Origin of the sequence: Nocardiopsis dassonvillei (genome assembly GCF_964273065.1) — a bacterium.
GTDB classification, from domain to species: Bacteria; Actinomycetota; Actinomycetes; order Streptosporangiales; family Streptosporangiaceae; genus Nocardiopsis; species Nocardiopsis dassonvillei_B.
Genome location: NZ_OZ186815.1, coordinates 5,530,797 through 5,543,227, shown reverse-complemented (window position 1 = coordinate 5,543,227; position 12,431 = coordinate 5,530,797). Strand labels below are relative to the sequence as shown.

The following is a 12,431-nucleotide window of genomic DNA, read 5'->3' as shown; positions in this document are numbered from 1 at the left end:
CACCCGTGTGCCTCCGGTTGAGTCCCGCCGCTCACCAGCGGTGCCCGTGTCCCGGACGCGGGTGCCTCCCCTGTACCCGTCTCCCCAGCACCCCCGTGCGGATTTTCACACCCCAAGGAGCGTGGCCCGCCATGAAGAACACCGGTGGTCGGCGTACGGCTCGCCGCCTCGCTGCCTCGACCGGAATCGGAGCGGTCGTCGCAAGCTCTCTCCTCGTCCCCGGCACCGCCCACGCGGAACCCACCCGCGAGGAGGTGGAGGAGGAGATCGAGCGCCTCAACGAGGAGGCCTCCGCCGCGGTCGAGGCCTACAACCAGGCCAAGGAGGACCACGAGGTCGCCGAGGCCCGGTACGAGGAGCTCGACGAGCAGGTCGGGGACGAGCAGGAGAACTACGAGGCCCTCAAGGAGAAGGTCCAGAAGCTCGCCAACGCGACCTACCAGTCCGGCGACATGGACTCGCTCACCAACATCCTCACCTCCGACGGCCCCGAGGGGCTGCTGGAGCAGAACGCCGACCTCACCTACCTGTCCGAGACGCAGCAGGCGCAGCTCGAGGAGTTCGGCGAGTCCGCCGAGCGGCTGTTCTCCCTCAAGGACGAGTCCGAGGAGGCCCTGAAGGAGGCCGAGGACGCGCTGGAGGAGGCCGAGGAGGCCAAGGACGAGGTCGAGGCGAAGATCGAGGCGCAGGAGGAGCTGCTCGCCGAGTTCCCCGACGCCGACGTCGCCAGCACCGGCGCCAACGACTCCGGCGGCCAGTCCTACACCGGCGGGGCCTCGGGCAGCGCCGGCGCGGCGCTGGACTTCGCCTACGCCCAGATCGGCAAGCCCTACATCTACGGCGGCACGGGCCCCAACGGCTACGACTGCTCCGGCCTGGTGCAGGCGTCCTGGCGGGCCGGCGGCGTGGACCTGCCCCGGACCACGTACTCGCAGGCCGAGGTGGGCAACCGCATCTACGACATCAACGCCCTCCAGCCGGGCGACATCATGTTCTTCACCGGGCTGAGCCACAACGGCCTGTACGCGGGCGGCGGGCAGATGGTCCACGCCCCCCGCACCGGCCGCAACATCGAGGTGGTCGGGCTGGCCGCCTACTGGGGCGGCGTGTTCGAGTTCGCCGTGCGCCCCTGACGCACCCCGGTTCCGCCGAGGCCGTCCCCTTCGGGGGCGGCCTCGCGGCGTTCGCGGGGGTCTCACCGCGATTCTTACACCCCCTTTTCGGCCATATCCGGCCATGGTTCTGAACATCACGAAAAGGTTGAGAGCGCCCGGGGGATGCACTAGTGTTCAACGCCGAACGTGTTTCGGCCCCTTCACCGCGCCGGTCCGGTCCCCCGCTCCACACCCCGGAAGCCCCTGTTCCGGTCGGCGCCTCCCTCGAGGAAGGTGTTTCCCACCGTGTCCGTATCGCGCCGTTTGACGGTCGTGTCCGCCCTGGCCTGCGGGGCGTTCCTGCTGCCCGCGGCGGTCGCGTACGCCGAGCCGACCGCCGACGAGGTCCGCGAGGAGATCGAACGCCTCGAAGAGGAGTTCACCGAGCTCAACGCGACCTACAACGAGGCCAAGGAGGCCCACGAGGTCGCCGAGGAGAAGCTCGAGGACATCCTGGAGGACCTCGAGAAGGCCGAGGAGCGGGTGGAGACGCTGAGCCGGGGCGTGCGCACCCTGGCCAACCTCGCCTACACCGGCACCGACTTCACCTCCCCCACCCAGCTCATCGGCGCGGGCGGCCCCGAGGAGGCGATGTTCCACCAGGCCGACCTGAGCTACCTCTCCGAGCAGCACAACACCAGCCTCGAGCAGTACATGGAGGAGCTGGAGGAGCTGGAGACCCTGGAGGCCGAGGCCGCCGAGACGGAGGAGGAGGCCGCCGAGGCGCTCAAGGAGGCCGAGGAGGCCACGGAGGCGGCCGAGGAGAAGATGGAGGAGCAGGAGGCCCTGCTCGCCGACCTGACCGAGGAGGAGCGGGCCGCGGCCACCACCAACACCGCCAACACCGGAGCCGGCAGCACCGGGGGCGGGGGCGGCGGCGGGGGCGGCGCCAGCTACACCGGCCCGGCCTCGGGCAACGCCCGGGTCGCCCTGGACTTCGCCTACGCCCAGATCGGCAAGCCCTACGTGTGGGGCGGCACCGGCCCCAACGGCTACGACTGCTCCGGCCTGACCCAGGCGGCCTGGGCCCAGGCGGGTGTGAGCCTGCCGCGCACCACCTACGACCAGGTCAACGCGGGCCAGCGGGTCTCCTGGGAGAACAAGCAGCCCGGCGACCTGCTGTTCTTCTACGGCTCCAGCCCCAGCCACGTGGGCCTGTACGCGGGCGACGGCATCATGGTCCACGCCTCGACCTCGGGCAAGCCGATCGGCACCGTGGCCCTGAGCGACTACTACCGCGCCAACTTCGTCGCGGCCGTGCGCCCCTAGATCGTTGACGGGGAAATGTGCCCTGGTCGGTGGTCGTAGGCGACCAGCGACCGCTTGACCGGGGCACCCACCAGCCGGTTGTGCCAGATCGCGGCGTCGAGCGCCGCGATGCGCCGGCGCACACGCGCCCACAGCCCCTCGGTGGTGCGAGCGGCGTGGCGCTCCAGACCGAGCCGGTTCCCCAACGTCCGGATCACCGCTTCGATCCGCTGGCGCAGCCGGCCCGGGAACCGGCCGTCGTCGGGCTCGCTCCTCAGCGCCGGGCGCACCAGGGAGAACCCGGACCGGCGGCCGCCGTCTCGATGCCGACCCCGGAGCACACGTTCGGACGTGCAACAGGTGCAGGGCCTGTCTGCGTTCGTCCAGCTCCTCGGGGTGGGCCGGGGAGAACGCGCACACCGACCCCTCCGGAGTGGTGATGAGCATGAGCCCGGCACCCCGGTAGAACGCGTGATGGGACACATCCCGCCCGTACCCGCACACCTCGCCCAGGCCGGAGCGATCCACCGTGACCTTGGAGGCCCCGACCGCACCGGGTGCCGTCCATCGACCTCAGGTGCTCCCACGCGGCGACGGCCGTCCGCCCTTCTCCGGCCGCGAGGACTACAAGGCCCGGTACCCGGTCGGATACGGGACCAGCCGTCTCAAGCGGCACCGGGCCGTGGCGACCCGGTCCGATGAACTTGCGATCCGGTTCGAGGCGACGGTTCAGGTCGCGGCGATTCGTCAGCGGTTGTGAACCCTCTGCCGCCGTGCGGATGTCCCGGCAGGAAAGGACAGGCCTGCGGTCGTTACGGAGGAGGGGCACGTTTCCTGGTGTCGGCGCGGGCGGCGTGTATCGAGTTGCACCTGCCGTAACGGCATGTGGTCTCGTGGACTTGCGTCCCGGTCCCTTGAGGAGAGGTCCCTGCTCTTGCATTCGTCTTTCATGCCACCCCGCCAGGTCAAGATCGGTGACGCGGCGGCCTTCGCCGGCACCACGCCGCGGGCGATTCGCCACTACCACGAGATCGGGCTGCTCCCCGAGCCTGAGCGGGGCGGTGATGACCGCCGCCGCTACGGGTACGAGGACATGATCCGTCTGCTGTGGATCCGCAAGATGGCTGACGCCGGGATCGCCCTGGACGACATCCGTGACGCCTTCACCACCGGCACGGCTTCCGCCGGTGCGGACGGCGGAGACGGTGTCGCGGGCACCCTGGAGCGGTTGGAGCAGACCCTCGCCGAGCAGGAGGCGGAGTTGGGGCGGCAACGGGTCGCCGTGCGGCGGATGCGCACCGAGGGCAGCCGGATGGGCCTGCTCTCCGACTTCGTCACCGACCGTCTCAAGGGCCTGCCCGAGGGTTCCCTGCGTCAGGCGGATCTGGACACTCTGCTGGTCACTGAGCGGATCTTGGGCCCGCTCGGCGCGGCCGTCCAGGCCACCCGCTTCATCGCCTTGGCCAGGCATCCCGATCTGCGGGAGCATTCCGACCGCATCGATGACGCCGAGGAGTCACTCGATGACAGTGTCGCCGCCGATGATCCACGGGTGGCCCGAGTGGCCGCCGAGCGGCACGCCTTCGAAAGCGCCCTGCAGGCCGTCATCGAGGAGTCCGGCCTGGACAAGGACGACGATGCCCTCTTCGATGCCTGGGACACTTTGCATCCCGCTCCCGCCGATGACGGCGAGGACGGGGCCGGCCCCGGCTCTGGCAGGCGGGAGGCTGACTCCATGAGCGCGTTCGAAGCCATCGGCAAGATGCCCTACGACGTCTCCCCGGCCCGATGGCGCTGTATGGAACTGGCCATAGAACTGTCCGCCCAAGACCCACCCGCTACCTGAAACACGGCCTAGGTCGTCGATGGGAAATCCCTGAAACGCCTGCGCTCAAGGCGAAGGGCGTCAAGAGTCGGTGTGTGGAGGCTGACCTTGACGCCCTTCTGACAGCGCTCTACGTCCATCTGGACGACGACGTGATCCCTTCGGCCGAACAGCGCACCGGCCCCGGGCGCCCGCCCCTGCTCACCGACGCCGAACTCCTCTGCGCCGCCGTCGCCCGGGTACTCCTGCGCTGCGGCGACGAACGCCGCTGGCCGCGCCCGGCCCCCGAGCCCATCGGTCATCTCTTCGGCCGCCTGCCCGGCCAGTCCGGGCACACCGGGCACCTGACCCGCCTGGCCCCGGGGACGAGGGCGGGGCCGGGCCGGTGGTGGCGGTCTGCGACAGGGGGTTCGCCGGGGCCGGCCATGTGCTGGTGCGCCCGGCCCGCAGGGACGAGCCGTCCCGCCCGTTCCCGGGACGGCTGCGCCAGCGGGTGGAGGCGATCATCCGGACGTTGAAGAACCAGCTCGGCCTGGAGCGCCGCGGTGCCCACCGCTGAGGGGCCGTGGGCCAGGGTGTGCCAGCGCATCCGGGCGCTCAACGCCGCGATCCGGCACAACTGGTTGATCGGTGCCCCGGTCAAGCGATCGCTGGTCGCGTACGACCACTGACCAGGACACATTTTCCCATCAACGATCTAGGCGTTCGGCCCGTGCACGCGGCCCCGCACCGGTTCCGGTGCGGGGCCGCGGCGCGTCCGGGCCCCTCCGGGCGGCCCCGGGGCCCCTCCCCCGGCACGCGCGCACCGCGGTGGCCCCGCCGGGCGGCCCCGCGCCGCTACGCTCGTGGCGTGCCGCGAACGCTGATCATCACCAACGATTTCCCGCCCCGGGCCGGGGGCATCGAGGCCTTCGTCCACGAGGTGGCGCTGCGTCTGCCCGACGTCGTCGTGTACACCTCCTCCCCCTCCGCCGCCGACGCCGCCGCCGATCCCCACTTCGACCTGCGGCTGCCGTTCCCCGTGGTGCGCGACTCCGCCAGGGTGCTGCTGCCCTCGCCCCGGGTGGCGCGCCGGGCGGCCGCCATCGCCCGCCTGGAGGGCTGCGACTCCGTGCTGTACGGGGCCGCCGCGCCGCTGGGCCTGGCCGCCGCGTCCCTGGCGGACACCGTGGGACGCCAGGTGGCGCTGACCCACGGGCACGAGACGGGGTGGGCGCTGCTGCCGGGTGCGCGCGAGGCGCTGCGCCGCATCGGGGACACCACCGACACCGTCACCTACCTGGGCGAGTACTCCCGGCGCCGCCTGGCCCGGGCGCTGTCCGCGTCGGCGGCGGCGCGGATGCGGCGGGTCGCGCCGGGGGTGGACACCGCCCGGTTCCGCCCCGGGGCCGGCGGCGGGGAGGTGCGTGGGAGGTACGGGCTGGGCGGTCGGCCGGTGGTGGTGTGCGTCTCCCGGCTGGTACCCCGCAAGGGCCAGGACACGCTGCTGCGCGCCTGGCCCCGGGTACTGGCCGACGTGCCCGGCGCGGCCCTGCTCATCGTCGGGGACGGCCCCGCCGCCGGGCGGCTGCGGGCGGCGGCCGCCGGCATGGACTCGGTGGTGTTCACCGGCCCGGTCGCGGCGGCCGAGCTGCCCGCCCACTACGACGCCGGGGACGTGTTCGCGATGCCCTGCCGCACCCGGCGGGGCGGCCTGGACGTGGAGGGACTGGGGATCGTCTACCTGGAGGCGTCGGCCGCGGGGCTGCCGGTGGTGGCGGGCGACTCCGGGGGCGCCCCGGACGCGGTCCTGCCCGGGGAGACGGGGCTCGTCGTCGACGGCTCCCTGCCCGGGCCGACGGCCCGGGCGGTCATCGGGCTCCTGAAGGACCCCGACCGCGCCGCCCGGATGGGCGGACGCGGCCGGGAGTGGGTCGAGCGGGAGTGGACCTGGGACCGGGCCTGCGAACGGCTCACCGGCCTGCTGACGCCCTAGGGGGCCTTCCGTGGGCGGTCGGCGCCCCCGGGCGGACGCTCACAGGCCGTCGCCGTGGACGCTGCCGGGCGTGGCGGCGGCGTCGGTGGCCTGGGGCTCACCGGTCTCGCTGTGCTCCAGCCACTCCTCCCATGAGCGCTGGTAGAACCCCCAGCCGTTGTCCCACTCCAGCTTCCGCGCCGTGCCGGTGGTCTTCAGCACGTCGCCCATCAGGGTGTTGTCGTGGAACCAGCGGGCGTCGGAGACCGACATGTTGGTGCAGCCGTTGGACCGGTTGGCGTGGCCGATACTCCCGTTCCAGGGCGCGGCGTGGGTGAACTCGCCGCTGTTGGACGTGCGCACCGCCCAGTCCACGTCGAGCCGGTAGTAGCCGGGCGACCCCGGCGGGATGCCGACGGTCGCCGAGTCCATCACGAGCCTGCTGTACTTCTCCATGAGGACGTGGATCCCGGACGTGGTGGTGTTGAAGTGCCGCTCCGCCCTGCCGTTGCTGACGGGGATGGAGCGTACGCGCTCGCCGTCCACCTCCACGTGCATCCGGTGGTCGGGGACGTGCATGGTGGCGACGAGCTCGCGGCCGACCTCGAACTCGATGCGCCGGTCGGAGGTGCCGAACACCCCGTCGGAGGCCTCGACACCGGTCAGCCGCAGGTCGACGGCGACCTTCTGGTGCGGTTCCCAGTACTTCTCCGGCCGGAACACGGCGGTGGTCCCGTTCACCCAGTTCCAGGCGCCCTCGGTGGCCTTCTCCGAGGTGACGTGCATGGAGTTCTCGACCTGTTCCCTGTGCTCCACCGGCTCCTCGAAGGTGACGACGACGGGCATGCCGACCCCGACGGTCTGCCCGTCCTGCGGTAGCACGAAGGGTTCGGCCAGGCGGGCGTCCTTCGCCACCCCGTGGGTGGTGAAGGCGGAGACCACCTCGGTGTGCCCGCCGCCGGCGCCCTCGGCGGTGGCGTAGACCGCCACCCGGCCGCCGGGGGCGAGGTTCCAGTCGCTGACCCAGGAGGAGCCGTCCTCGGCGAGGGTGCCGGTGACCGGCGCCCGCTCGGGGCCCTCCTCCGCCCCGGCCCACTGCTTCCGGCCGATCTGCTCGACGGTGACGTCCGTGAGGACGCCGTCCTCGACGGAGACCCGCACCGGCGTGTTGGGCGCGGTCCCGGTCTCCCCCGGTCCCGGGGTGATGGAGATCCGCGGCCGGGGCGCCTCCCGCGGCTCCTCCTCGGCGGCCGTGCAGGCCGTGGCCAGCAGGGCCGCCGCCACGGCGCCGGTGGCCAGACGCCCGGCGAGCCGGACTCGTCGGTTCATGACAGAACCCCCATATGTCACGTTAAGTGATCAATACACTACAACTGACATGGGGGAAATCCCGGCATTGGCGGCTCCCGTACCCTCGGCGCCCTCCGCACCCGGACGAGAGAAGGCCCCGGCGGCGACCGTGTGGTCGCCGCCGGGGCCCGTGCCCGGTGTTCCGGCTAGTGCTGGAACTCCTTGCGGTAGTACTCGAAGATCCAGCCGATGGCGGTGAGGATGATCGCGAACGCGCCGATGATCACCATCCACCAGCCGATGGCCACGCCCACCGCGGTGAACGCCACGGCCATGGCCACGAACAGCGGCCACCAGCTGTGCGGGCTGAAGAACCCGTACTCGCCGGCGTTCTCGGCGATCTCGCCGTCGAGCCGCTCCTCCGCGGGAAGCCCGTGGAAGTGCTCGCTGCGGCGGGCCGCCTGCCAGAGCCAGTAGCCGATCATCCAGCCGAAGCCGATGGAGACGACCAGCGCCGTGGTGCCGGTCCACTCGATGGTGCCGGTGTCCTGCCAGGACCAGTAGATGTACAGCAGGGCCGCAAGACCGAAGAAGGTCGAGACGCCCATGAACAGATAGGCCTGCGTCTTCATGCGCCCCTACTCCTTCGTGGCACCGACGGGGACCGCGCCGGGGGCGGCGGCGTGCGGGTGGTTGAGGTCGAACGCGGGACGCTCGGACCGGATCCGCGGCAGCGACGTGAAGTTGTGCCGCGGCGGCGGGCAGGACGTCGCCCACTCCAGGGAGCAGCCGTAGCCCCACGGGTCGTCCACCTCGACCTTGGGCGCCTTCTTCGCGGTGATGTACATGTTCCAGAAGAAGATCAGCGTCGAGGCGCCCAGCACGAACGACGACACCGACGAGATCTGGTTCAGCTCGGTGAAGCCGTCGCCGGGCAGGTAGTCGGCGTAGCGGCGCGGGAAGCCCATGGCGCCCAGCCAGTGCTGGACCAGGAACGTGCCGTGGAAGCCCAGGAACAGCAGCCAGAAGTGGAACTTGCCCAGGGGCTCGTTGAGCATCTTGCCGGTGAACTTGGGCCACCAGAAGTAGAAGCCCGCGAACATCGCGAACACCACGGTGCCGAACACCACGTAGTGGAAGTGCGCCACCACGAAGTAGGAGTCCGTGACGTGGAAGTCGATCGGCGGGGAGGCCAGCAGCACACCGGTGAGGCCGCCGAAGAGGAAGGTCACCAGGAAGCCGATGGTGAAGAGCATCGGCGTCTCGAAGGTGAGCTGGCCGCGCCACATCGTGCCGATCCAGTTGAAGAACTTCACACCGGTCGGGACCGCGATGAGGAACGTCATGAACGAGAAGAACGGCAGCAGCACCGCGCCCGTCGGGAACATGTGGTGGGCCCACACGGTCACGGACAGGCCGGCGATGGCGATCGTCGCGGCCACCAGGCTCTTGTAGCCGAAGATCGGCTTGCGGCTGAACACCGGGAGGATCTCCGTCGCGATGCCGAAGAACGGCAGCGCGATGATGTACACCTCGGGGTGGCCGAAGAACCAGAACAGGTGCTGCCACAGGATGGCGCCGCCGTGCTCGGCGTTGTAGACCTGCGTGCCGACCATGCGGTCGGCGCCCAGGGCGATCAGGGCCGCGGTCAGCACCGGGAACGCGATGAGCACCAGGACGCTGGTGAGCAGGGTGTTCCAGGTGAAGATCGGCATGCGGAACATCGTCATGCCGGGCGCGCGCATGCACAGGCCGGTGGTGATGAAGTTGACCGCGCTGAGGATGGTGCCCAGACCGGAGACGGCCAGGCCCAGGATCCACAGGTCGCCGCCCAGGCCCGGCGAGCGGACCGCGTCGGACAGCGGGGTGTAGGCGAACCAGCCGAAGCTGGCCGCGCCGCCCGGGGTGATGAACCCGCTGATGGCGATGAGGCTGCCGAACAGGAACAGGTAGTACCCGAACAGGTTCATCCGGGGGAACGCCACGTCGGGGGCGCCGATCTGCAGCGGCATGATGATGTTGGAGAACCCGACGAACAGCGGGGTCGCGAACATCAGCAGCATGATCGTGCCGTGCATGGTGAACAGCTGGTTGAACTGCTCGTTGGACATCACCTGCATGCCCGGGAAGAACAGCTCGGCGCGCATGAGGAGCGCCAGGAGGCCGCCGAACAGGAAGAACGCGAACGACGTGATCAGGTACATGTACCCGATGATCTTGTGGTCGGTCGACGTCATCCAGTTCACGATGACCGAGCCCTTGCGGCCCGGCACCCCCTGGGACGCCACGGTGTGCGTCGGGGTCGTGGTGGTGCTCATTACTCGTTGGTCTCCTCGGCCTCGTCGGCGCCGGAGCCGGTGCCCTCGGCGTCGGAGCCCTCGGCACCGGTCTCCTCGCCGGAGTCCGGGGTGTCGGGGGTGTCGGCGGCCTCGGTCTGCTCGGCGGCGGTCTCCTGCTCCCGCTCGGCGGCCCAGGCCTCGTACTCGTCCTCGGGCATGACCTCGACGTTGAAGAGCATGCGGGTGTGGTCCACACCGCACAGTTCGGCGCAGCGGCCGATGTACTCGCCGGCGGTGCCCTCGTTGAGGTTCACCTGGAACGCGTTGTCGCGCCCGGGGACGACGTCCATCTTGAAGCCGAACGCCGGGATCCAGAAGGAGTGGATGACGTCCGGGGAGTACAGGTCGAAGTGCACGACCGCGTTCTCCGGCAGCACCAGCGTGGACTGGGTCGACGGGTCTGCGGTGCCGTCCGGGTTGGGCATGCCCACCTCGGAGAACAGCACCTCGCCGCCCTCTTCCTTGGGGGCGTCCAGGTAGTTGAACTGCCAGGCCCACTGGAAGGCGACGACCTCGACGTGGACGTCGGCCTCCTGCTCGGTGTCCAGCAGGTAGTTCTGATCGCGCGCGGTGAAGTAGAAAAGCACCGCGATGACGACGATGGGCAGAACGGTGTAGAGCGCCTCGATGGGCATGTTGTAGCGCACCTGGGGCGGCAGCTGCTCAGAGCGCTTGCGGTGGAAGATGATCGACCAGATGATCAGTCCCCACACGAGAATGCCGACCGCGAAAGCCGCCACCCAGGAACCCTGCCAGAGCGAGAGAACACGCTCGGCCTGCTCGGTGATCGGCTCCGGCATGCCCAAACGAGTGAGCTCGTTCGACGCGCAGCCGGTCGCGGCCAGCCCCAGCACGGCGAGCGCGGCGCCGCGTGGTGCCCATCGGCGCGCAGTGGAGCGCCGATTTTCTTGGCGGGTCGGACTCACGGATTGCCTTCCCAGCGGTGTAGCCCGTGGACTTCCACGGGCGGCCTAAGTATCCAAAGCTTGTCAAGGGGAAACATTATCGCGAACCGCCCAGGGTCCCGTTCACGGGCTTGCCTGGTCAGCGTGTTGCCGAAGGCCCGTGATACGGGACGCTCGGTGGTCCGTGGGGCCGGACCCGTCGGCCCGCGGGGGGTGACCCTCCCGGCGGTCGGCGGGGCTCGGCCCGGCGTTCCCCCGGCCCCCTCCCGGTGGGGCGGCCGGGGCACCCGTCCGGGTGTCGGGCGGCGCCCGCGTCCACAGCGGGTGCGTCCGAGGTCCGGCGTCCCACAGGGAGAGAACAAGGTGAGAGTATCGCTGGGTTTACGACACCCTTAACCGGGTTCGCCTTACCGGGCGGGAGGGGTCAAGATTGGGACACGGAACGACAACGCACAGGGGGTTCCCGTGTCCGAGGGACGGCCGCCGGCCGGGGCGGCGGCACCGTGGGTGATCGTGGAGGCGGTGGGGCGCAAATGCCCCATCCCGATCATCTGGGTGGCCCAGCGGCTGCACGAAGTGCCCATCGGCGGGGTCATAGCGGTCACCGCGGACGACCCCGCGGCCAAGGCGGACATTCCCGCCTGGTGCCGGATGAAGATGCACGAATTCGTCGCGGAGGTGCCCCTGGAGCGGGGTAGCGCGTTTCACATCCGGCGCATGTACTGAGCCGCTCCCCGTTACGGCCTTCATCGCCGTAACGATTCGGGCACACCCGTACCCCGGGCGCCGGGGCACCCCGGACCGCACGCGAAAGGCCGCACGGACCCGGGGGTCCGTGCGGCCTGCGGCTCGCGTGCCGAGCGCCCTCGGGCGCGCGGAACTAGCGGGCGTAGAACTCGACGACGAGCTGCTCGTCGAAGGGCACCGGGATCTGCTCACGCTTGGGGCGGTCGACGACCGCGATGCGCAGGTCCTTGTGGCTGACCGCCAGGAACCCGGCGATCTTGTCGTCGGCGTGGACGCCCTCGGCGGCCTCGACGAACGGCACCATCGAGCGGGACTTCTCCCGAACCTCGATGATCTGGCCCGGCTTGACCTGGTACGACGGGATGTCGACCTTCTTGCCGTCCACGGTGATGTGGCCGTGGTTGATGAACTGGCGGGCGGCGTAGATCGACGCGGCGAAGCCGGCGCGCAGCACGACCGTGGCCAGGCGCAGCTCCAGCTCGGCGAGCATCTCCTCACCGGTGCGGCCGGAGCGCTTCTTGGCGTTCTCGTAGATCCTGACCAGCTGCTTCTCGGTCAGGTCGTAGTACCAGCGCACCTTCTGCTTCTCGGCCTGGCGGACGGCGAAGTCGCTGCTGTTGCGGCGAACGCGACGACCGTGCTCACCGGGCGGGTAGGGGCGCTTCTCGAAGTAGCTGACCGCCTTACGGGTCAGCGGCATTCCGGCGCGCCGCGACAACCGCACCTTGGGTCCGGTGTAGCGCATGCAATGTCCTTTCACATGGAATGCGGGGAATCCCAGGTAAGGCTGGCCTAGAACTGGGAGGCGTGCGGGCACGCCCGGGCCCCGTGCGCGCCCTGCGGACGCGGTCGGAGCGGGTTCCCCACCGTCGCGGTGACCCTGCGCGAACGGTTCGGGCTTCTACGCACCGGCACGCGTTTCAGCGCACCGGCGGGCACGGGCGACCCGCCGAAGAAGGACGGCGGGAT

Annotated in this window: 10 protein-coding genes and 2 pseudogenes; 6 read left to right on the top strand and 6 right to left on the bottom strand. The window is 70.5% G+C overall.

Features of this window, described 5'->3' with window-relative positions; genetic code table 11:
- Nucleotides 1–131 precede the first annotated feature (131 nt).
- Both ACSUPR_RS24815 and ACSUPR_RS24810 read left to right on the top strand, forming a co-directional pair.
- On the top strand, nucleotides 132–1,133 hold the full coding sequence (locus ACSUPR_RS24815) for an NlpC/P60 family protein (RefSeq protein WP_436887129.1): 1,002 nt from the start codon (nucleotides 132–134) through the stop codon (nucleotides 1,131–1,133).
- A 267-nt stretch (nucleotides 1,134–1,400) separates the two neighbouring features.
- Entirely contained in the window at nucleotides 1,401–2,423 is a 1,023-nt protein-coding gene (locus tag ACSUPR_RS24810; protein WP_436887128.1) for a C40 family peptidase, read from the top strand.
- Here ACSUPR_RS24810 and ACSUPR_RS24805 read toward each other — a convergent pair.
- Nucleotides 2,420–3,030 (bottom strand): annotated as a pseudogene (locus tag ACSUPR_RS24805) (hypothetical protein); the annotation flags it as partial. The gene ACSUPR_RS24810 and the pseudogene ACSUPR_RS24805 overlap by 4 nt on opposite strands.
- Nucleotides 3,031–3,336: 306 nt before the next feature.
- Here ACSUPR_RS24805 and ACSUPR_RS24800 point away from each other — a divergent pair.
- From ACSUPR_RS24800 to ACSUPR_RS24790, 3 genes and pseudogenes are all read left to right on the top strand, one after another.
- Nucleotides 3,337–4,248 (top strand): MerR family transcriptional regulator, encoded by a 912-nt coding sequence (locus ACSUPR_RS24800; RefSeq protein WP_436887127.1) that lies wholly within the window; start codon nucleotides 3,337–3,339, stop codon nucleotides 4,246–4,248.
- A gap of 74 nt (nucleotides 4,249–4,322) precedes the next feature.
- Nucleotides 4,323–4,898, top strand: a pseudogene (locus ACSUPR_RS24795) (hypothetical protein).
- Nucleotides 4,899–5,077: 179 nt separating this feature from the next.
- On the top strand, nucleotides 5,078–6,202 hold the full coding sequence (locus tag ACSUPR_RS24790) for a glycosyltransferase family 4 protein (RefSeq protein WP_436887126.1): 1,125 nt from the start codon (nucleotides 5,078–5,080) through the stop codon (nucleotides 6,200–6,202).
- Between the two features lie 39 nt (nucleotides 6,203–6,241).
- On the opposite strand, the gene ACSUPR_RS24785 is transcribed toward ACSUPR_RS24790, so the two are convergent.
- The 4 genes from ACSUPR_RS24785 to ctaC all read right to left on the bottom strand — a co-directional run bounded on the left by ACSUPR_RS24785 (nucleotide 6,242) and on the right by ctaC (nucleotide 10,736).
- A complete protein-coding gene (locus ACSUPR_RS24785; protein WP_436887125.1) occupies nucleotides 6,242–7,510 on the bottom strand; it encodes an Ig-like domain-containing protein in 1,269 nt (422 codons plus the stop codon).
- Nucleotides 7,511–7,677: 167 nt separating this feature from the next.
- Nucleotides 7,678–8,103, bottom strand: a complete 426-nt coding sequence (locus ACSUPR_RS24780) for a cytochrome c oxidase subunit 4 (RefSeq protein WP_436887124.1) — start codon at nucleotides 8,101–8,103, stop codon at nucleotides 7,678–7,680.
- A 6-nt stretch (nucleotides 8,104–8,109) separates the two neighbouring features.
- Complete coding sequence (gene ctaD / locus ACSUPR_RS24775; RefSeq protein WP_436887123.1) at nucleotides 8,110–9,789, bottom strand: aa3-type cytochrome oxidase subunit I; 1,680 nt, start codon at nucleotides 9,787–9,789, stop codon at nucleotides 8,110–8,112.
- Nucleotides 9,789–10,736, bottom strand: a complete 948-nt coding sequence (gene ctaC / locus ACSUPR_RS24770; protein WP_436887122.1) for an aa3-type cytochrome oxidase subunit II — start codon at nucleotides 10,734–10,736, stop codon at nucleotides 9,789–9,791. Before ctaC ends, ctaD begins: the two co-directional genes overlap by 1 nt.
- Before the next feature lie 444 nt (nucleotides 10,737–11,180).
- On the opposite strand from ctaC, the gene ACSUPR_RS24765 reads away from it, so the two are divergent.
- Complete coding sequence (locus ACSUPR_RS24765; RefSeq protein WP_436887121.1) at nucleotides 11,181–11,441, top strand: sulfurtransferase TusA family protein; 261 nt, start codon at nucleotides 11,181–11,183, stop codon at nucleotides 11,439–11,441.
- 154 nt (nucleotides 11,442–11,595) lie between these two features.
- Here the strand turns inward: ACSUPR_RS24765 and rpsD are convergent, their stop codons facing one another.
- On the bottom strand, nucleotides 11,596–12,207 hold the full coding sequence (gene rpsD / locus ACSUPR_RS24760) for a 30S ribosomal protein S4 (RefSeq protein ID WP_436887120.1): 612 nt from the start codon (nucleotides 12,205–12,207) through the stop codon (nucleotides 11,596–11,598).
- Between the last annotated feature and the right edge of the window lie 224 nt (nucleotides 12,208–12,431).